Annotated in this window: 18 protein-coding genes; 6 read left to right on the forward strand and 12 right to left on the reverse strand. The window is 61.9% G+C overall.

Annotated features, from left to right (window positions below; all coding sequences use genetic code 11):
* Position 1 precedes the first annotated feature (1 nt).
* The 8 genes from LK12_RS16745 to LK12_RS16780 form a co-directional block, all read right to left on the reverse strand.
* Positions 2-952: an SMP-30/gluconolactonase/LRE family protein gene (locus tag LK12_RS16745; RefSeq protein ID WP_039286453.1), complete on the reverse strand. Its 951-nt coding sequence runs from the start codon at positions 950-952 to the stop codon at positions 2-4.
* A gap of 22 nt (positions 953-974) precedes the next feature.
* Complete coding sequence (locus tag LK12_RS16750; RefSeq protein WP_052223519.1) at positions 975-1,898, reverse strand: NAD(P)-dependent oxidoreductase; 924 nt, start codon at positions 1,896-1,898, stop codon at positions 975-977.
* Between the two features lie 49 nt (positions 1,899-1,947).
* Positions 1,948-3,141, reverse strand: a complete 1,194-nt coding sequence (locus LK12_RS16755; protein ID WP_039286455.1) for a CaiB/BaiF CoA transferase family protein — start codon at positions 3,139-3,141, stop codon at positions 1,948-1,950.
* A gap of 4 nt (positions 3,142-3,145) precedes the next feature.
* Positions 3,146-4,330, reverse strand: a complete 1,185-nt coding sequence (locus LK12_RS16760; protein ID WP_039286457.1) for a CoA transferase — start codon at positions 4,328-4,330, stop codon at positions 3,146-3,148.
* A gap of 11 nt (positions 4,331-4,341) precedes the next feature.
* On the reverse strand, positions 4,342-5,550 hold the full coding sequence (locus tag LK12_RS16765) for an FAS1-like dehydratase domain-containing protein (RefSeq protein ID WP_039286459.1): 1,209 nt from the start codon (positions 5,548-5,550) through the stop codon (positions 4,342-4,344).
* Positions 5,551-5,706: 156 nt separating this feature from the next.
* Positions 5,707-6,288, reverse strand: coding sequence for a cysteine hydrolase family protein (locus LK12_RS16770; RefSeq protein ID WP_039286917.1), 582 nt, complete (start codon positions 6,286-6,288; stop codon positions 5,707-5,709).
* A gap of 5 nt (positions 6,289-6,293) precedes the next feature.
* Entirely contained in the window at positions 6,294-6,986 is a 693-nt protein-coding gene (locus LK12_RS16775) for a GntR family transcriptional regulator (protein WP_197063563.1), read from the reverse strand.
* On the reverse strand, positions 6,986-8,212 hold the full coding sequence (locus LK12_RS16780; protein WP_197063564.1) for a CaiB/BaiF CoA transferase family protein: 1,227 nt from the start codon (positions 8,210-8,212) through the stop codon (positions 6,986-6,988). Before LK12_RS16780 ends, LK12_RS16775 begins: the two co-directional genes overlap by 1 nt.
* A 103-nt stretch (positions 8,213-8,315) precedes the next feature.
* On the opposite strand from LK12_RS16780, the gene LK12_RS16785 reads away from it, so the two are divergent.
* Both LK12_RS16785 and LK12_RS16790 read left to right on the forward strand, forming a co-directional pair.
* Positions 8,316-8,819, forward strand: a complete 504-nt coding sequence (locus LK12_RS16785) for a nuclear transport factor 2 family protein (protein ID WP_039286462.1) — start codon at positions 8,316-8,318, stop codon at positions 8,817-8,819.
* Between the two features lie 301 nt (positions 8,820-9,120).
* Complete coding sequence (locus LK12_RS16790; protein WP_039286464.1) at positions 9,121-9,888, forward strand: GntR family transcriptional regulator; 768 nt, start codon at positions 9,121-9,123, stop codon at positions 9,886-9,888.
* Between the two features lie 17 nt (positions 9,889-9,905).
* On the opposite strand, the gene LK12_RS16795 is transcribed toward LK12_RS16790, so the two are convergent.
* Both LK12_RS16795 and LK12_RS16800 read right to left on the reverse strand, forming a co-directional pair.
* Positions 9,906-10,310: a nuclear transport factor 2 family protein gene (locus LK12_RS16795; RefSeq protein WP_039286466.1), complete on the reverse strand. Its 405-nt coding sequence runs from the start codon at positions 10,308-10,310 to the stop codon at positions 9,906-9,908.
* A 75-nt stretch (positions 10,311-10,385) separates the two neighbouring features.
* Complete coding sequence (locus LK12_RS16800; RefSeq protein WP_082010583.1) at positions 10,386-12,740, reverse strand: molybdopterin-containing oxidoreductase family protein; 2,355 nt, start codon at positions 12,738-12,740, stop codon at positions 10,386-10,388.
* A gap of 355 nt (positions 12,741-13,095) precedes the next feature.
* On the opposite strand from LK12_RS16800, the gene LK12_RS16805 reads away from it, so the two are divergent.
* The 4 genes from LK12_RS16805 (at position 13,096) to LK12_RS16820 (ending at position 17,582) form a co-directional block, all read left to right on the forward strand.
* Positions 13,096-15,492, forward strand: a complete 2,397-nt coding sequence (locus tag LK12_RS16805; RefSeq protein WP_039286468.1) for a TonB-dependent receptor — start codon at positions 13,096-13,098, stop codon at positions 15,490-15,492.
* A 124-nt stretch (positions 15,493-15,616) separates the two neighbouring features.
* On the forward strand, positions 15,617-16,144 hold the full coding sequence (locus tag LK12_RS16810) for a YybH family protein (protein ID WP_039286470.1): 528 nt from the start codon (positions 15,617-15,619) through the stop codon (positions 16,142-16,144).
* A gap of 7 nt (positions 16,145-16,151) precedes the next feature.
* Complete coding sequence (locus LK12_RS16815; protein ID WP_039286472.1) at positions 16,152-16,997, forward strand: SDR family NAD(P)-dependent oxidoreductase; 846 nt, start codon at positions 16,152-16,154, stop codon at positions 16,995-16,997.
* Positions 16,998-17,015: 18 nt separating this feature from the next.
* Complete coding sequence (locus LK12_RS16820; RefSeq protein WP_039286474.1) at positions 17,016-17,582, forward strand: nuclear transport factor 2 family protein; 567 nt, start codon at positions 17,016-17,018, stop codon at positions 17,580-17,582.
* On the opposite strand, the gene LK12_RS16825 is transcribed toward LK12_RS16820, so the two are convergent.
* Together LK12_RS16825 and LK12_RS16830 are read right to left on the reverse strand one after the other, a co-directional pair.
* The gene (locus LK12_RS16825) at positions 17,579-18,814 is read right to left on the reverse strand and encodes an MFS transporter (protein ID WP_039286477.1); all 1,236 of its coding nucleotides are present in this window, start codon (positions 18,812-18,814) and stop codon (positions 17,579-17,581) included. The genes LK12_RS16820 and LK12_RS16825 overlap by 4 nt on opposite strands.
* A gap of 50 nt (positions 18,815-18,864) precedes the next feature.
* Entirely contained in the window at positions 18,865-19,620 is a 756-nt protein-coding gene (locus tag LK12_RS16830; protein ID WP_039286925.1) for an SDR family NAD(P)-dependent oxidoreductase, read from the reverse strand.
* Positions 19,621-19,662 lie beyond the last annotated feature (42 nt).

A 19,662-nucleotide genomic window follows, 5' to 3' on the forward strand; every position in this document is an offset into this window, starting at 1 on the left:
CTCAGCCCCGCTGGTGGAGCAGCGGCAGGCCCGCGCGCGGCCAGTCCACGGCGACAAGCAGGCCGCCGCCCGATACGGTGATGTAGGCCGTCTTCATGTCAGGCCCACCGAAGCAGATATTGGTGCAGTAGGGCTCGGGACCTTCCCAGTATTCCAGCTTCTCGCCTTCGGGAGAGAACACGGTAATCCCGCCGGTGACCAGCGTGCCGACGCAGATGTTGCCGTTTTCCTCGAGCGCCATGGAATCGAAGCGCTGGTAGCCGGTCGCCTGGCCGATCAGCTTGCCGCCGTTGGGCGAAGGCCAGGGCACCTTGCCCACTTCGCTGCGCCCGGTGACCGGCCAGTGCCACAGCCGTCCGGTCTCGGTTTCCGAGACGTAGAGCGTCCCTTCGTCGGGCGACAGGCCGCAACCATTGGGTGTCAGCATCGGAAAGATGACCTGCCTGATCCACGAGCCATCCGCCGCCGCATGATAGACCGCGCCGCAGTCCATCACCCGGCCATAGGTCTTGCCGTGATCGGTAAACCACATGTCGCCATTGGCATCGAAGACGATGTCGTTGGGCCCCATGATTTGGTTGCCCTCGCAATGGGTGTAGAGCGTGGTGACTTCACCGCTATCCAGATCGACGCGCTGGATCGAGCCGCCGGCATAATCGTCCGCCCGGCCGTGGGGCCGGCGGTAGCCCTTCACGCCGAAGATGTCTTCGCTCAGCCAGTGGAAACCGCCGTTGTTGCAGACGTAGCAGGCGCCGTCAGGGCCGATCGCGGCGCCGTTGGGGCCGCCGCCGAGTTCGGCCGTCACCTGCTTGGACCCGTCGGGCTGAACGCGGATGAGACGCCCGCCCTTGATCTCCACCACCAGCACCGAACCGTCAGCGAGCGCGATCGGCCCTTCGGGAAATTCCAGCCCCTCCGCGATTACCCGGTATTCCAGTTTCCGGCGTTCCATCCTTCCTCTCCCCATCCGGCCTTTACGGCTTCTTCGCGTCGATGACTTCGATGATCGCCGGGAAGTATTTCTCCCCGATCCCCCTATCGATGGCGGCCTGATAGTATTCGGCGGCAAGGCGCGGCAGGCGGGGTTCCACGCCCATCTGTTCGGCCAGTTCGATGGTGTAGCCGATGTCCTTGAGGGCGTAGGGCATCGGGAAGGCCTTCGCCGGGAACTCGCGTGGGGCCATGGCCTTCTTCGCGTGGGTCTGAAGCGCGAAGGAATTGCCCGAGCCGAGCCCCACGGCCTCGATGAGCTTTTCGGCGGTGACGCCCGCGCGTTCGGCCACCACCATCATCTCGGCAATGGCGGCGACCTGCTCGAACAGCAGCGTGTTGTTGATGAGCTTGACCACCTGCCCGCAGCCGACATCGCCGCATAGGGTCACGTCCGAGCCCATATAGCGCAGCAACGGTTCGATCCGGGCGAAGAGCGCCTCGCTTGCGCCGACCATGATTGAGAGCGTGCCGTCGATCGCGGCCTGCCGGGTACGCGCAACGGGCGCGTCGGCGAAGGACAGGCCCTTGTCGGCCACAATGGCGGCTGCGGCCCGTGCATCCGCCACGCTTGTGGTGGAAAGATCGACGACCACGGTGTCCGGTCCGGCATGCGCGGCGATCTCTTCGCACACGGCCATGACCTGCTGTCCGCCGGGCAGCGAGAGGAAGATGACTTGCGCGTTTCGCGCGACGTCCGCGACCGACCCGGCCGCCTTCGCGCCACCGGCGACCTGCGCGGCCAGCGCGTCGGGGTTCATGTCGAAGGCATGGAGAGGGGCAGGGTGCTTCTTCACCGCGTTGGCGCACATGCCGCCACCCATCACTCCCAGGCCGATGAAGCCCAGAACCGGCGTGTCAGCTTCGGTGTTCGTTCCGGCCCATGCCGGAGATGCCGTTTCGTTCATCCTTCCCAAGGCCCTCTTTCTTGTGTTCCGGGCGCCTGCCGGTTCGTGGTCAGTAGATCACTTCGGCTTCTTCCAGTCGCTTGCGTTCTGCCTGACTCATTCCGAGCAGGTCTCCATAGACGAAATCCTCATGTTCCCCGAGCTTGGGTGTCCCGCGATCGATGCCGATCTCCGCGCCTTTCGACAGGCGCATGGGCACGCCCACCGCGGCGCGGCGCTTGCCGTCCGGTTCGGAAACCTCGACAATGGCGTGGCGCTGGTGAAGGTGCGGATCGGCGGCGATCTCGGGCGTCGTCCAAGAGGCATGGGCGCCGATGCCGGCAGACTGCAGGCGCTCGGCGGCCGCGTTTGCATCCTGCGTGGCCGTCCAACCGGAAACGATCGCATCGAGTGCCTCGCTGTTGGCGCGGCGCGCTTCGGCGGTTGCGAAGCGGGCGTCGTCGGAAAGCTCCGGCTGGCCGATGAGGTTCGCCAGTGCGCGCCATTCGGCGTCGTTATCGACTCCCAGCGCCAGCCAGCGGTCCTCGCCGCTGGCCGGATAGACCCCGTGCGGGGCCATGCGCGGGTGCGTGTTGCCCATGCGGTGGGGCTTTCCGCCGGCAGCGGCAAGCAGGAGCATGTCGCCCACCAGCGAGGCAGCGACTTCGCGCGCGGCGACATCTACGTGGCTGCCATGTCCGGTGGCGCGGCGCCGATGCAGTGCGGCCATGACAGCGGTGGCCGCGTTCATGCCCACGGTATGGTCCATGACGTGCCGGATCTCGACCGGCGGGCCGTCTTCATATCCGGTCAGCTCGCCGAGCCCGCCCCAGGCACCGAACAGCGGCGCATAGCCGGCGAAGTGCGAGTCCGGGCCGCTCTGTCCGGAGGAAGAAACGGAAAGCATGACGATGTCATCCTTCACCGCTTTCAACGCCTCGTACCCCAGTCCGAGCCGGCCCATCACACCGGGCCGGAAGCTTTCGGAAGCGATGTCGCTCACCGCCACGATGCGCTTGGCTAGTGCAATGCCCTCGCTCTTCTTCAGGTTGATGCGAACCGACAGCTTGGTCGAGGCCACCTGATCGAATGTCGCAGGGCCCATGCGGCCATAGACCGGATGCGGCTTACGAAAGGCGTCGAGGCGCATGGCGCTTTCGATCTTGATGACTTCCGCACCGAGCTGCGAAAGCAGATGGGTGCAGAACGGCCCGGCATTGTGCACGGTAAAGTCGGCGATGCGGATACCGGAAAGGGGTTTCATCGGATCAGCCCTCCGCCGAGGCGGCTTCGCGCGCCGTGTCGAGTGCGGGGTCCAGTGCAGGCGGGCCAGCGCGCAGCGAGAGCGGGGTCTCGTCGAAGTGAAAGGGCGAAACCAGCACGTCGACCGGTCCCGCGCCATCGATATTCACCTTCTGGAACAGGCCGCGGTGCCATTCCTGATCGCCTGAGAGGATCTCGGCCGGGGTCTTGTAGCGGGCCAGCGGTACCCCCAGTTTCTGCCCCGCATTGACGATGTCATCGACCTTGCGGACCGATGCCCATTCGCGAATGTGGCGGTTGATCTCCGGTCCCCGCCGGCTGCGCTCGAGACTGTCGGCCAGCGCCGGGTCGAGAGCCCATTCGGGGCATCCGAGCAGTTCCACAAGCCCGTCCCACTGGCGCTGTTCGAGTGTCAGCATTTCAAGGTAGCCGTCCGCGCAGGGGATTACGCCGCCGTAGCGGAAACTGCGTTCGACGCGATGTTCTATCGATCCGTCACCAAGACGCTGGATGGCAAAGGCGCCGACGGCAAGATTGGCATCCTGGCAGGATATGTCCACGTACTGGCCGCCGCATTCGGGGCGTGCCCAGAGCGCGGAGAGGGCCCCCAGCGCCGCCGCGATTCCGCCCTGCATGGCGCCAAAATGCCCCCCTATCTTGAGCGGGGCGCGGTCCGGAAACATCTCCACGGCCAGGCCGTTGGGCAACAGGTTGCCTTCGCCGCCGGCGTGCTGGATCACTACGTCCTCGCCTTTCCAGTCCGCCTTGGGGCCATAGGCGCCGAAAGGCAGGACCGAGACGTGGACGAGGTTCGGGAACTGTTCGGACAGGCTCGTCTCGTCGATGCCCAGCTTCTCCCTCGCAGCAACCGGCGTGTCGTCGATGAACACGTCGGAGCCGGTCAGACATTCGGCGAGGCGGGCCTGTCCTTCGGGCGCGGTGAGATCAATCACCCCGCTCTCCATCCCGGCTGCAAGGTAGGCGAAAAGAGCGCTCTCCTTACTCTCGTTGCCGCTTGCATCGGGAAGAAATGGGGGCTGCCTGCGGAGAGGAGTGCCGCCTTCGGGTTCGACGAGCAGGACCTGCGCGCCCATCGTTCCCAGCATGCGCCCGGCATAGGCCGCCGCCACGCCGGAAGCGTGAACGACGACCTTCAGGCCGGACAATGGTGTGCCATCCTCTCCGGTCATTGCCGCTGTCCTCAGCGCACGACGGGCAGTTCGAGGTCGCAGTCGCGACCGTCGAAGAATACCTTGTGCTCCGGGTTCAGCGAGGGAAGCAGCACCGTGGCGAGGCCCGGCGTGGTCAGTTCGCCGCGCTGGTTCTCGCCGCGGATCTCGATGTCGACGAGGGCATGGCCGTCCTTGACGTACTTGCGCGTGACCTTGCCGCGCGCCCAGGTGCAATCGCCCATGATGTTGAACCCACGCATCTGCGTGCGCACGCGCTTGAGGAACGCGGCGTCACCCATCCAGTTGGTGACCAGCGAGGCCATCCACGAGCTGCGCTGCGGTCCGTAGTCGTACACGCCGGGAACGCCCACATCCTTGGCGGTGGATTCGCGGTGGTGGCCGATGCCGGTGTATTCGATGCCGCCGCCCGCTTCGGGGTTTCGGAAGAAGTGGCCGGGGTGCTTGACCGCGTTCTTGAAGATCACGCCATGCGTGTGGCCACGGCCCGACCCGACGAGGAAGCCCATCGTGTCCATCAGGCTGAGCGGGCCGCGCACGATCTCGGGCAGTTCCTCGCCCTCCTGCACTTCATCCCAGTAGCGCACGTTGGTGCCGCGCATGTTCTTTTCTTCGTTCAGGATCGCATTATCGATCTTCGCGAAGTCCTCGGCCGAGTATTCGTGCGTCTTGATCTCGGAGTACTTGCCGGCATCGCGTGCGGCCTTGCGTTCGTGCCGGGTGCAGGTGCCGAGAGCGCGGGCGACCAGATCGCCGTTCTGGTTGGCATAGCTGGCTTCGACGTACTGGAGCACCAGCGTGCCGGAGAACTTCGATTCCTTGACGTCGATGCCGACGACGCGCTCGATCGCGGTGATGCGGTCGCCGGGGCGCACGTGGCGGAACAGTTCCCAGTCGTTACCGGCATAGAAGCCGTGGACACCGGGAAGGCCCCAGCGGGTGCGGCCGACCCAGCCGAACGCCATCGGGAAATTCGGATGCGCGACGATCGAACCGTAGCGCGACAGGCGGCCATGTTCCTCGTCCCGGTAGAGCGGGTTGAGATCGCCGATACCGTTGCACCAGTTGCGCATGGTGTCGGCCGTGGCGTCCTGGAGATAGGGGCCTTCGGGGCGCAGCTGCATGCCGATCATGTTTTCGGCGGCCTTGATCGCCTCGGGCGTGATCTTCCCCTCGGCCGGCGCGCCGCCGACATCCTTTTCCTTCGTTTCAACGGTCATTGGTGGCTCCTTGTGTCGGCGCTCGATCGGGAACCATGCCCGTCGCCGTGTTCATGTATAATGGATAATGCATTATTTGTCGAAAGGCGAAGAGTCCAGTCCCGGACCGGTCGGTCCGCAGCGCGGTATCGCCTCGGTGATGTCAGGTGAGGGCGGTCAGGCCGCCCAGTCGAACTCGGTGCTCGCCACGATTTGTCCGTAGCGGCCCAGGCAGGCGATCGCGTGCATGTGCTCGTCGGGCGTGACCCCGGCGCAGCAATCCTCGAGGATTACCACCTCGTAATCGCGGTCATGCGCTTCGCGCGCGCCGGAATGGACCACGCCATTGGTCGAAACGCCGCACATGACGATGCGCTCAACCTTGGTGGCGCGCAGGATCGCTTCGAGCGAGGTGGCGTAGAAGGGGCTTACGCGGTGCTTGACGATGTCGAAGTCCTGCGGCTCGGGCGCAATCGACGCGTGCACTTCGGTGCCCCAGGTGCCGAGCTGGAAGATCCCGTTTTTCCGCGCGCCCGAGAATATCGGGGAGGCCTCGGGTGCTTCGCGGTAGTCGCTGGAAAAGCCCACGCGGACATAGCCGATCAGCGCCCCGGCCGAGCGCGCCGCCGCGATGGCTGCCTTGGTGCTGTCCAGCACGCCGCGTTCCTTCACCTCCACGCCGTAAGTCTGGGCGTTGAAGCCGTCCTCGGCGACGAGGTCGTTCATCATGTCCATGACGAGGAAGAGCGTCTTTTTCATCGCGATCATTTCTCCGTGCGGTTGGGGGTGACCGGCGTGTCTGTCGCACGATCCTGCGCGACAGACTGGCGCAGCTCGTTGAATCCGGCCTCGATATGCTGGCGCGTCGCGAGCATGGCGGCTGCGCTGTCCCCGGCGATCAGGGCGGCGAGCATCTCGTCGTGTTCGTCGGCGGCGCGGCTGACGCGGCCCTTGAGGCGGTTGATGAGATCGAACGGGTAACGGGCCCAGAGAATCTGCACGAAGTGCAGGGTCTGCGGCAGGGCGGCGACTTCGAACATGCGGTGGTGGAAACGGTAGTTTGCGGCGCGTGCCGCTTCATTGTCACCCGCCTCGAAAGCGGTGGCGAACTCGCTGGCGAGCACCTTGAGTTCGGCGATGTCCTCGCCGGTCACGCGTTCCACCGCGCCTTTGACAAGTTGGGTTTCGAGCAGGATGCGCAGCGAGAGAACCTCGCGCGAAGCCTCGATGTCGAAGGGCGCGACGGTTGCGCCGCGATAGCTGTCGCCCAGCACGTATCCTTCGGCGGCCAGGAGCTTGAGCGCCTCGCGCACCGGCGTGATGCTGGTGTTCAGCATGGTCGCGATTTCCTGCTGCTTGAGCCGCGTTCCACGCGGATACCGGCCGGAAATGATGCCTTCACGCAGGAAATCAGCGACTTGCTCTTCCTTCGTGCGAAACTGCATCATCTGTTTCATCATCCCTTTTGCCGCACCGGTGCCCAGGCGAAATCGCCGGGTTGATAGGCCTTGGCGGCACCCGATGACAACAAGCTCTCGATTTCGTCGGGGGCGTATCCCAGTTCGGCAAGCAGGCTGCCGGTATGCTCGCCGATTTCGGGCGGGGGCAGGTTGGGGCTGACCTGCATCTGGCCGGGGAATTCGGGCACTTCGAAATGAAGCCCGCGAAAGTCCAGTTCGCGCAGCTTGCCCGGCTGGTGTGCCTGCGGCTTTTCGAGCACGCGTTCGAGCGGCATGACTTCGTTGAAGCCCAGCCCGGCGGCGCGCAGGCGGCGTTCCACCTCGTCGAAATCGAACTTGCCAACGGCCGCGCGCACGGCGGCTTCGACCGTGTCGCGCGCCTTCTTGCGGTCGCGCAGCTTGGCAAATTGCGGATTGCCGTCCTCGGGCATGTCGAGCGCCCCGGTCAGCTTTGCCCAATGCGCATCGGTGAGGATCAGCAGATAGACCCAGCGCTCGTCGGACGTGAGATAGGAACCGTAGCCGGGCATCGAGAATTCGCCGCCGCCTTCCTTCTCCAGCCGTCCGAGCAGCTGCGTCTTGAGCTGCATGCCCGCCAGATCGCGCGCGGCGAGGTGAAGGCCGGTCTCGTATAGGCCGATCTCGATCCGCCGGTCGGCCGCACTCGCGTTGGGATCGAGCATGGCCGCGAGCACCCGGATCACGGCGTAAGTGCCGGCAAACTGGTCGTGATAGGAGGGCCCGAAGCGGGTGGGGCGGCCATCGACGCGGTGGTCGTCCATGGCGCCTGTCGCGGCTTCGGCGATGGGGTTGGTCATCAGGTCGTCGGCCTGCGGGCCGTGGGTATAGCCCTTGATATGGACGTGCACGATGTCCGGGTTCACCACCATGCAGTCGTCTGCGGTCACGCCCAGCTTGCGTGCCGCCGAGGGGGCAAGGTTATGGATCACCACGTCGGCGCTTGCTGCGAGCTTGCCGAACACCTCCTTGCCGCCCCCGGTCGTCAGGTCGAGGCAAATCGCCTGCTTGGAATGGCCGTAGGCCACGATCGTGCCGGATGGCCCGCCACGCACCAGCGAGCGCGTGGTATCACCCGCGGGCGGCTCGATCTTGATGACCTCGGCGCCCAGCTGCGAAAGGATGTGTGTCGCAAACGGCGCGGCGATCATCGTGCCCAGTTCGAGCACGCGCTTGCCGGCCAAAGACATGTAAGGTTCGCTCATGCGCGTCTGTTTACATATAATGCATTATGCATCAATAGACTTCGCGAAGAATCCAGTTGGCGCCGGGAACGCCCGGCGCTGACTGGCGAGGAGAGGACAGACCGTGACCAGAACCATCGATGATCTGTTAGCCGAAGCTGAAATTCGCGACTTGCATATTCGCTATTGTCGCGGTGCAGACAGAATGGATTTCGATCTCATGCGCAGTTCTTTCCATCCAGATGCCGTAGTTGACTATGGCCAGTTCGGAACCACAGTCGACGATTTGATTGCAGGTGCGGAAGAGGGCCTGAAGACATTTCTGGTCACCACACACTCTACCGCTAATCAATTGGTGGAAATCAATGGCGACTGTGCTTGGGCAGAGCACTATACTCTGGCAACGCACCGGTTATCCGAAACCGACGAGGCAACCTTGCGCGACTATGTGGTGAGCCTTCGATATATCGATCGCCTCGAAAGGCGGGCAGGGACATGGAAGATCGCGATGCGCAAGCTGGTTGTCGACTGGATGCGGACCGACCCCGTGGATGCCGGACAGGCAGCTCCCAAGGGAGAGCTGGGACGGCGCGATCGCAGCGACCCGTCCTATCTGCGCAACGTGTGAGGATGGCTAACCCTTGGCCGTTCAAGGCGCCACCGCTATGCCGGCACTTGCCTTTCGGTGCAGCCGCAGACGACCTTTAACGGACCGTGTTCGTCATCCGTTCCCGCTGTACAGGCCGACAGTAAGTTGTACTGGCATTGTCCGCGCCAGTCTGTATCGACGTCATCTTCGCGTGCCGATGCGTTGCCTGCATTCAGCCGTTGTAGCAGTGCGTCGGTCGGCGTCCTCACGAGGAAGCCGGCTTTTGGCGTGGGAGAGGGCGATTGGGGAGGCGAACCTGACGAACGCAAATGACGGAGCGGTGATCGACGAGAACGGAACGCCCGTATACCTGCAAATCGCTCGTGAGTTGAAGCGCGATATATTCGCGGGCCATTATCCGGTGGGGTCTCGTCTCCCGACGGAAATGCTGCTTGCGCAGAAATACGATGTCAGTCGCAACACTGTCCGCGAGGCGCTGAGGAAACTTCGGGATGAGAAGCTGATCCAGTCCAGGCGTGGTTCGGGTACGCGCATTCTTCCGCCCCAGTCGAGCAACTCCAACTTTCTCCATGCCATGACGATCGACGATTTCCAGAGCTATGCCGAGCGCTGGAAATTTGACATCGATGTCATAGAATTAAGGAACCTGCCGAAGGATTTCGCTGATTGGCTGGACGTTCCGCAGGAGGAAGATTGGCTGACGATCCAGGGGCTTTCGCGAACGCATGGTGCCAAGCACCCCGAATGCTGGGTGCAGATGTTCGTGAAACAGGACTTCGCCGCCATCGGGCGGCTGATTCCGACTCATCCGGGGCCGGTGTTCAAGCTCATCGAGGATATGTTCGGCGAGAAAATCGTGGAACTGACGCAGGAAATCTCGGCAGAGCTGATTACAGGCAAGCTTGCCAAAATGCTGGAAGTGGATCCGGGGAGCCCCGCCATAGTGGTGCGTAGAGCCTTCAAGGCGGCAGACGGGCGTATTGTCGAAAGCGCACTTGAGACCTATCCCGCCGCACGCTTCCGGTATCAAGTGAGCTTGCACCGCAGCGAAGACGTACCACCCCGGCCAGATCCCGGTGCTCGTTAGTATTTGCGCGACGCAGCCTAGGTGATGGCGGCGATTATGGATTGCGCATCGTAGAGAAACGGACGCATTTCCACCGCCTTGCCGTTCCTGATGCGCCAGAGTTCCATGATGTCGGTCGCGAAGGGCTGCCGGCTGATCCGCCCGACGCCCTTGATGCCCAGATGGACGACCACCTCATCGCCGCCGGCGAGATAATTGTAAATTTCAACCTCGAACTCGTCGAAGTTTGACAGGACACCCGCCAACGCCTCTTTCATTCGCTCGCGGCCTTCGAATATTCCTCCATAGGGGAGCGCGGGCGCCTCGTGCAGCACGCAATCGTCCGCCATCGTGTTGGCGTACGCACCGTCGCGATCGCCTCGCTTCAGATATTCGTAGAAACGCTTTACGACGGCGATATTGGCTTCTTCACTCTGTTCCAATGTTCGACCCTGCTCTAATAATTTCGTCGGAGGTTTCCGGCTTGGTCGGAGGTCTCACGTCCGGATTACGATACGTCAGGTTCCCGCAACGGCTGCGGGTGTCACTGAGATCGGCAGCGCGCCCATCCTCGGCATGCCGGTATGCTCCTCGAAATCGTCCTGCCAGGACGTCAGATGATTGACGTTGGTGCCGTCGATGCGCGGGTCAGCCTGCGGCGATGGCGACGAGCCGAAGCCATGCATCAGGGAAACGACCTTGCGACGCAGCCCTTCGTCTTTCTCCGCGATGGCACGCACTTGGCCGTGGCGAGACCGGATCAGCACTTCGTCGCCCGGGCTGACGCCGATTTCAGCCATGTCGCGAGGATGCATGAACGCAGGATTGTAGGACCATTTAAGAATGCCCGGAGCCTTCGCGAACGTGTTGGTCGCATTCTGGAGGCGTCCGGGAATGAGCAGGAAGGCGAACTCCGTATCGATGCCCCTGCGTACTTCGGGGTCTTCGCGCGCGACATTGGCCAGTTCGCGAAGCATGTCGGCATTCGCCAGGTCGAGGCGGGCGGTGCATGCCGGGTCGCGCGAAAGGACCTGCTTGCGCGCAGCCTCGAAGACATGCCCGTACGAATGGCGCCGAACCTCGTCGAGCGGGATGGCCGAACCTGCGCACATCATGTCGTAGATTTGCGACGTGTTCGGCTCATGTTGCATGTCGAGTTCAGGTTCGACTTTCTGGGCCGAACGCCAGTTCGTGATCTTGAGCGGCAGGTTCAGTCGCTGGGCAACCCGATAGTAGATCTGCCAAGCTTCGAGCAGGTCGGAACCCTCCGGCGGTTCCAGCAGGGCTGGGCCGCAGTACGCGAATGGCTCCGCCCAGCCGTAGCCTGAATGTCCCGAATTCGAGATGATTTCGTTCAGTACCGATATCGCCGGAATTTCGAACTGCGCCTTGGTCGCAATCACGTAGTCGGCAAGCTTGGCCGTGGGCGAAAGGACAAGATCGTGTATGACGAGCAGGTCAAGCGCGCGCAAGGCCTCGACCGTCTTGTCGTGTTGAGGCCAGCTTTGTACCGCGCCGCCGTGGAGAAACAGCGCCTTCACTTGCCCCGCGCCTGGCGTGAGTATTTCATCCGGCAGCGCTGCCAGCGGCATGCCAGCAGGCGTCGGCTCACAGTTTCCAACCCGCATCTTCTTGCCGAAACCCCAGGCCGGATAGGGCGCAATGGGCTGGGCCCGGAATTCCCGTTCGGGAAGCAGCACACTGGGGTGCATCGCTTGTTGCCCTTCACCGGCCCAGAAGCCGCGCAGGGTGTTGAGGCAAAGCGCCAGGTAACTGCTGAGCAACCCGCGCGTTGCCATGCTCGGTCCCGTCCCGAGCCCGATATCGCCACGTTTCGCCTGCATCAGGGCTTTGGCTACGGCGTGCAAGTCCGCTGCCGAAATTCCGGCGCGCGCAGCCACGTATTCGGGAGTGAAACGTTCGACAGCTGCCGAAAGCGCAGCAAGTCCATTCGCATTGGTGTCGACGAACGCCCGGTCGACACCGTCTTCGCGCACCAGCAGATGGACGAGGCCCGCCAATATCGTCGGATCCTCGCCCGGGATGGGTTGGAGGTGGATGTCGGCCAGCCTCGCCGTTTCTGTTCGGCGCGGGTCGATCACGATCAGTTTGCCGCGCCGTTTGCGCATGGCCTTGATCTGCATGCCGGGATTCTGCGGAAGGTACTGCTTCGAATTGATCGGATTGCCGCCCACGATCATGAAGAGGTCGCGCTCTTGGGGACGGATACGGCCGCCGTGCCATCGACCGTGTAATGCATAGCCGATTGTCATCCCGGGCTGATCGATCGTCGATGCCGAAAATAGCATGGGCGACCCGATCGCTTCGAGAAAGGAGATCATCAGCGTCGACGCGGCCGGTTGCTCGATTACGCCACCAGAAAGATAGGCCGCAACCGAGCGAGGACCGTGCCTGTCAATCAGAACGCGGATACGCTCAGCCAATTCCCCCACCAGGTCTTCACTGGATATAGGGATGAAGCTGCCGTCTTCCTGCCGCTTTAGAGACGACTTCAAACGGTCCGGACGGTTGTGAACGCTCGGCAGGGCCCTGCCTTTCGGGCAGGTGTAGCCCTTGTAGAGCGGCGCTGCCCGGTTTCCGATCACCCTGGTTGCCCGTGCTTGGTCTATGGTTACTTGGATCGGGCAGAAGGCGTTGCATGACCGGCAGATTGTTCTCGCTTGCTTCAAAGTCAGCACCTCTCCGCACTGCCGAGCGGTTCGCTTATCCGTACTCGCCTGTTCCCAGCGTACTATAACTAGAAATGTATGGACAATGATAACGTTGCGGGCATCTCGGTCAATAGGGCGCGCGCGAAGCGGGCGTTCAGGCGAGGCGCGGAAACGTGCAGATATGCAACCAATATCCTCCATTTTCGCAGATGCAGCTCACGCATCGTGATTTGAACCTAAGGACCCAATGCCTTTCGTGCGAGAGGTATGTTGCGACATTGACTTCGCCTGATTTTGCAAATTATGTCCATACAAATAGTCAGGTTGAAATGAGGCAGCAAGGGCAGGGCAAAGCTGTGAGTTGCCAATCGGCAGCTTGCCATTGTGTGACCGATGCCTTAAAAGACTGCATATTCGAATAGTATACGTATATACGAATATTTTGAGGTTGGGGGAAGCGCGGTTCAGGCCTGATTACCGGCCTCGGCAGATCGGACCATAAGCCCCGAAGAGGCATGGCGGATCGCGCTCAGGAAATACCGAGGGAGGATGTCAAATGAACAGAAGGTTGGTTTACCTGCTTTGCGGTGCGGCCTTGGTGCTGCCCGGCGGCAACGCTATGGCCCAGTCGAGCGACACTCGCGATGCGGCGTCGAACGATGTGTTCGATGAGATCGTCGTTACCGCGAGAAAGCGTGACGAAACACTGCAGAATGTCCCTGTGGCCGTTACCGCCATCGGTTCGGAATCGCTTTCGGACAATCTGGCCCAAGATCTGACGAAGCTTGCCGAACTCGCTCCGCAAGTCTCGGTTGGCGAAGGCGGCTCGGGCACCGGTGCCGTCATTTCCATCCGCGGCATTAGTTCGTCGTCGAGCGATGCGGGTTTTGACCAGAGCGTGCTGGTGGAAATGGACGGGGTTCCCTTCAGTCGCGGCACGATAATCGGTGCACGCCTGTTCGACGTCGCCAATGTTCAGGTTCTTGCTGGTCCGCAGGCGCTGTTCTTTGGCAAGAATTCTCCTGCAGGCGTCATTTCGATCAATTCGGCAGACCCAACGTCGACTTTCGAAGCCTACGCAAAGGCGGGCTACGAATTTACCGCCGACCAATATTATACCGAATCCGCCATCTCCGGCCCGCTTACGGATACACTTTCTGGACGCGTCGCCTTGCGAACCAGCACCCAGAAAGGCTGGACGCGCAACTATGCTCCCGTCGTTCCAGATATCTTCGGCGCGGCGACGACCACCACCGGCGCGATTCCCAAGCGCATGCCCGCTTCCGATGAATTGGCCGCCAGAGTGAGCCTGCTCTGGGAGCCTTCGGACAGCTTCAGCGCGAAATTCAAATATACGATCAACTCGGTCGAGACGAACACCGGCAACGGCAATACCGAGCCCTATTGTATCGGTGACACGCTGGCTGCGAACGCTCCTGTAATCGTGGGCGTGGTTCCTTCACCCGGAGCCGACTGCTATGCCGACAGGCGCACGTCCCACGCTGCGGCGGCACCGATCTACGCACGGAATGCGCGCTTCGCGAATGGCGGCAGGCCGTATAACGACAGGCTTTTCCACTTTGCTGTCCTGGAACTCCAGAAGTCGTTCGGCAATCTCGAATTGACATCCAACACCGGTTACTACGACGAAGACTTCAAGCTGATGAACGTCACCGACTGGTCTGCCTACGCGACGATCTGGGCGGCGGCGCGCTACCAATACGAACTTTTCACGCAAGAGCTGCGGCTGGCATCGGATTTCGATGGACCACTCAATTTCATGGTCGGCGGCTATTACGAACATTCGAAGCGTCCATTCGACAATGTTCCGGAAATCTTCCACGTCTACAATCCGGATGCCGACAACTATATCAGCGCAGACATGTCGTCCGTGACGAAAGGAAATTACTATTCCGCCTTCGCCGAACTGACCCTGGACATCACCCCCCAACTCGAGCTGTCCGGCGGCGCGCGTTGGAGCCGCGATGAAAAGAAAATGCGTCAGGTCAACCTCAGTGTGGGGCCAGCCTGGCAGCAACTGCGGGCGCCCGGCGACCCACTTTACGTGGACTATAGCGACAACCACATTTCGCCCGAAGTGACGCTGACCTATCGGCCGAATGCGAACCATACCGCCTACGTCGCGTACAAGACCGGCTACAAGGCGGGGGGCATATCCAACCCCTTCCTTCTCAATGCCACCGACACAGCGGACGACCTGCTTTTCCGGCCGGAAATCGCGGAAGGGTTTGAAGTCGGCTACAAGGCCACACTGGCTGGCGGCACGCTACGTTTCGATATCAATGCCTATACCTACAAGTATGACGATCTTCAGGTCGTCTCGGCCGACAACAGCGGCATTCTGCAGGACTTCAACCTGACCAACGCCGCTGCCTCGCGAGTGAAGGGCATACAGGCCTCAGCCAATTGGCAGGCGACGGATGCGCTCCGGCTGCATGGCAACCTTGGCCTGAACAGCGCCAAATACACCAAATACGATAATGCCCAGTGCTTCGCGTTCCAGACCGAGGCCCAGGGCTGTGTCGATATCGATCCGGATCCCAACGTCACTTTCAGGGTGCAGGACCTATCCGGGAAGCGCCTCATTCGGGCGCCAAAGCTGACCTTTACCATCGGCGGCGAGTATCAGCCGCAGTTGATTTCCGGCTGGGACACGTCGATCTCGGCATCCGGTGCCTATACTTCCAGTTATCAGGCGACGACCGACAACGCTCCGGGCGGGGTCCAGAAAAGCTACTGGCTGCTGAACGCCGCGCTCAAGGTGGGCCCGGAAGACGGTTCCTACGAATTCGCCCTCATCGGCCGGAACCTTACCGACAGCTACTACAAGCTGCAGGCATTCGCATGGACGGCCGCGGGCAATCCAGATCAGTATGTAGCGTTCTGGAACCGTCCGCGGGAAGTGGTCATTCAGGCGACGGCTCGCTTCTGACCATAGCGAACCGCACCGACATGCATTTGCTCCGGGCATGCATCGTACCTGCGACGGTGCATGTCTCGGCGCTTGCATTTTGTTTTGGCAAGGTTGCCGAACAGGGAAAGGGGACAGTGCGCGGATGACCGATGACATTGCCGCGGAAGCCGCAGTCCGCCGGCTGCATGCGCTGTACACCGACGCGGTGTGGCGCAAGGACGTCGATGCGTTCGGCGCCTGCTTTACCGACGACGCACAATGGAGGCTGTCCGGTATCGTCGTTGAAGGCCGCGCCAATATTGCCAGGTTCATGGCGGCGGCGTTCGACAAATACCGACGGATTCTCCTGACGTTCCGCTCGCCGATCGTCGATGTCGTCGAGGAGGGTGAAATTGTCGCCCGGACATATGTCTCGGAACGCAGTGTTCTTGCCAACGGACAGGCCTATGGGCCTATCGGCACTTACTATGACCGATTTGCCGTAGTGGACGGTGCGCTCAAGTTCTCATGGCGCTTGTTCATGAGCGACTACATCGGTCCGCCGGACATGTCGGGGACGTTTTACGACAATCCCGATTTTGGTCCGCCGCCGGCCATGCCTGCGCTCGACCAGCCTACCTTCGATCGGTCGGGAATCCTTACAGGCGCGAAAGGCGATACGAGAGATTAGTCAGGTGATGACAGCTGAAACGCTCCTCGATCTCACGGGCCGCACGATCATCGTTGCAGGTGCCGGCGGGGGCGGAATGGGCACGATCCTGACCAGACTTGTCGCCAGTGCCGGAGCGACCGTGATCGCGGTCGATAATTCGCGCGCCAGTCTAGAGGAGCATGTCCAGTCGCTTCGGTCCGAAGGTCTTTCGATCGTGCCGGTCCAGGCCGACATCGGCACCGAGCAGGGGGTCGAGGAAATCATGGTGCGTGCATTGGCTGAGCCGGATGATCTCTTCGGACTCGTCACGATCGTAGGCGGCGTGCCCGATGCATACTGGGGGGCGGCGACAGAAGTCACGCGGGAGGGATGGCAATGGCTCTTCGCCTATAATCTGGATTCGATGTTCTTTCTGACACAGGCCGTGGCTCGTGAACTGCGTGCGCGCAGGCTGCCCGGATCGCTGGTTTCGATAGCGTCGATTAGCGGACTGACGGCGACCCCCTTCCACATCGGCTACGGAGCCGCCAAGGCCGCCGTGCTGTCAGTAGTGAAGACCATGGCACTGGAACTGGCCGCCGATAATATTCGCGTCAACAGCGTCGCTCCAGGCGCGATTGCCACGCCGACTGCCGGATTGGGTCCGGACAAGGAGCGCGACCGCTGGGCCGTTCCGATGGCTAGGCAGGGGCGCGCGGAGGAGGTGGCATCCAGTGTGCTCTACCTGCTTTCCGACATGGCAGGTTACATGACCGGCCAATGTCTGGTCGTTGACGGCGGCGTCAGTGTGAAGTGGTCGCACCTCGATGCGGAAAATTGCCCCGCCTATGCCCGCGACCGAAGTTTTCTGGACCGCTGGCGCAGGGAATGAGGCAGAAGGGGATGCTCTATGATCCGAACGGTTGAGGAGGTAGCGAAAGAATTCGCCGACCGGGAATGCATCCGCGATTGCCTCTACCGGTATTGCCGCGGAATAGACCGGCTGGATACTGAACTGATCCTATCCGCCTATTGGCCCGACGCGACCGACGAACATGGTAATTTCCTCGCCAATTCGGCGCAGGAATTTGTCGATCACGCCGTGCCGATCATCGAGTCGATGGATCTGACTACGCATTTCCTAGGCAATATCCTGATCGACATCCGAGGCGAAGAAGCGTGGGTCGAATCCTATATCCAGGCCTTTCACCGGATGTCCCGCGAGGACGGCAGCCGTTACGATCACATGTCTTCCAGCCGCTTCATAGACCGGATGGAAAGGCGCGCGGGCGAATGGCGGATCAAGCGGCGAGTAGTCGTGCGTGACTGGTTTCGCGAATTTCCCGACAGCAGCGAGTGGGACAAGGGGCAACTTCCGGGCAAGCTGGGATACGGGAAGGCCGAACCTCTCAGCCTTGGCCTGCGCAAGCCCGACGACCCTAGCTACGCCCTGATGGGCGGTGACCGCAGTCGCTAGTCATTCCGCCACACACCGGGCTTTCCTAGCCAGATGACTGCGGCGGCGCTGATGACCATCAGTGCCATCGTCAGCATCAGGAACTGCGAATAGCCGGAATAGATGTCATAGGCGAAGCCGGCGACGAGAGGACCGATGGCCCCGCCTGCCGCCATGGCCGTCACGATCGCGCCGAAGATTACACCATAGTTCTTGAGACCGAACTGGCGCGTGGCAAGGTAGGCGATGACGTCCACTTCCGCACCCAGCGTGAACCCGAAGAGCGACGCGGCGACCGACTGGCTAACGGGATTGGCGCCGTCGAAAAGCAGCAGAAGGCAAGCAATGACCGGCAACATGAACGAAAGCGCCCCGACCAGATTTGGCGGAAAACGGTCGAGAAGGAAACCTGTGCCGAGCCGTCCGATGATCGAGAATATTCCGACCAGCGAAGCAATGCCTGCTGCTCCGAGTGCGGTGGCCCCCTGGTCTTTCAGGATCGGCACAATGTGCACTATCATGCCGACGGCGGTCGTGGTGAACAGCAGGCTCGCAAGAAAGAGGCTGTAGAAGGAAAAGGATCGCAGTGCTTCGGCAACCGTGGCGCCGGGCAACGAAACTGGCGGTGCCTGCGAAACCTTGCCGTCTGCCGCTTTCACGTCCTGCGCACCGCGGAAAAAGAAGAACATCAGCGGAAACACGGCAACCGTCCAGATCGCGCCGATCAGCATGATGGCAGTGCGCCAGTCGAACGCCATGATGAGCGACGTGGCTATAAAAGGCAGTACAGTCGCGGTGAACGAAGCGCCTGAAAAGCACACGGCAAAGGCCATGCCGCGCGACTTTTCGAACCGGCTGGCGAGTGCGCTTGTCCAAACCGTCGCCTGCATCCACAGGTTTGCAAAGGCGACCAGACCCCACAACATGTACCAGTGGGCCAGGCTGTCGGATGTCGTGCCCAACAGACCCATGGACACCGGCATAAGAATTGTTCCGACAAGCGCAACGCGTCGCGGGCCGAGGCGATCGACCACCATGCCCATGGGGATGGCCAGCAAGGCGCCGACCGCTCCCACGATCGTCAGGCCGAATGACATTCCTGCGCGCGACCATCCGAATTCCGCCTGGATAGGCTCGATGAACGGGCCGACGCCGTAAGTGTGCAACACCGCGCTTGAGTAACCGAGCGCGGCCAGCAAGGGGAGAAACCAGAATTGCCGCCACTCCTCGGCGGCGCCAGCCTGCAAGTGCAAGTATCTTCTCCCGTTCGTTTATCTTGTGGTGGAAATGGGTTCCAAGGGGCTCACAACATCAACTGTCCGCCATCGACGTTGAGTGTCTGTCCCGTCACGTAGCGACTTTCGTCGCTGGCAAGGAAAATGGCGGCAGCGCCGATATCGGTTTCCGCATCGCCGAAATAGCCGAGCGAGACGTCCGCGCAGAGCTTTTCGAATTCCGCCGGACGGTCAGCGAAATAGGCCTTCCCGCTGTCGCCGAGCGACGCCGGGTTCAGCGTGTTGACGCGAATGCCGTATTTGCCCCATTCCCGTGCAGCGCTGCGGGTGAGGGCGCGGATGGCTTCCTTGGCGGCCGCATAGGAAGCGATGCCGGGCATCGGCAGCATTCCCATCTTTGATCCGAAATTGATAACCGATCCGCCCCCATTCTTCATGTGCGGAAAGGCTTCCTGCATGTGCAGCATGGTGGCCACAGGGCCGGAGCCGAATGCCAGCTCCATATCTTCCTCGGTTATCTCCTTGAAGGGTACGCCCGAGCGACGCGCCTGCGCATTGTTGACGAGAATGCCGAGACTGCCGAATGCCTCGACGGCTGCTGTTACGGCCTGCCTCGCGCTCTCACGCCGGCTTGCGTCGCCGGTACAGGCGATGACCTTGCCGCCGCGATCCTCGATGATACCCGCCGCGTGATGCAGCCTGGCCTCGTCGCGTCCGGTTATCACCACCGATGCCCCTTCGTTCACGAAGGCAAGCGCAATGCCCAGGCCAACGCCCTGACCCGCGCCGGTGATCAATGCTACTTTGCCGTCAAGTCTGCGCATCGTCTTGATCCCTTCTGCCGGCACACCGATCTGTCGTGACGG

It is taken from the genome of Novosphingobium malaysiense, assembly GCF_000802225.1.
Classification (GTDB): Bacteria; Pseudomonadota; Alphaproteobacteria; order Sphingomonadales; family Sphingomonadaceae; genus Novosphingobium; species Novosphingobium malaysiense.

Excerpts from the sequence above, each read along its gene's own strand:
- LK12_RS16745 (WP_039286453.1), bottom strand. The coding sequence starts at position 952 with ATGGAACGCCGGAAACTGGAATACCGGGTAATCGCGGAGGGGCTGGAA.
- LK12_RS16750 (WP_052223519.1), bottom strand. The coding sequence starts at position 1,898 with ATGAACGAAACGGCATCTCCGGCATGGGCCGGAACGAACACCGAAGCT.
- LK12_RS16755 (WP_039286455.1), bottom strand. The coding sequence starts at position 3,141 with ATGAAACCCCTTTCCGGTATCCGCATCGCCGACTTTACCGTGCACAAT.
- LK12_RS16760 (WP_039286457.1), bottom strand. The coding sequence starts at position 4,330 with ATGACCGGAGAGGATGGCACACCATTGTCCGGCCTGAAGGTCGTCGTT.
- LK12_RS16765 (WP_039286459.1), bottom strand. The coding sequence starts at position 5,550 with ATGACCGTTGAAACGAAGGAAAAGGATGTCGGCGGCGCGCCGGCCGAG.
- LK12_RS16770 (WP_039286917.1), bottom strand. The coding sequence starts at position 6,288 with ATGAAAAAGACGCTCTTCCTCGTCATGGACATGATGAACGACCTCGTC.
- LK12_RS16775 (WP_197063563.1), bottom strand. The coding sequence starts at position 6,986 with ATGAAACAGATGATGCAGTTTCGCACGAAGGAAGAGCAAGTCGCTGAT.
- LK12_RS16780 (WP_197063564.1), bottom strand. The coding sequence starts at position 8,212 with ATGAGCGAACCTTACATGTCTTTGGCCGGCAAGCGCGTGCTCGAACTG.
- LK12_RS16800 (WP_082010583.1), bottom strand. The coding sequence starts at position 12,740 with ATGGAGGATATTGGTTGCATATCTGCACGTTTCCGCGCCTCGCCTGAA.
- LK12_RS16805 (WP_039286468.1), top strand. The coding sequence starts at position 13,096 with ATGAACAGAAGGTTGGTTTACCTGCTTTGCGGTGCGGCCTTGGTGCTG.
- LK12_RS16810 (WP_039286470.1), top strand. The coding sequence starts at position 15,617 with ATGACCGATGACATTGCCGCGGAAGCCGCAGTCCGCCGGCTGCATGCG.
- LK12_RS16815 (WP_039286472.1), top strand. The coding sequence starts at position 16,152 with ATGACAGCTGAAACGCTCCTCGATCTCACGGGCCGCACGATCATCGTT.
- LK12_RS16820 (WP_039286474.1), top strand. The coding sequence starts at position 17,016 with ATGATCCGAACGGTTGAGGAGGTAGCGAAAGAATTCGCCGACCGGGAA.
- LK12_RS16830 (WP_039286925.1), bottom strand. The coding sequence starts at position 19,620 with ATGCGCAGACTTGACGGCAAAGTAGCATTGATCACCGGCGCGGGTCAG.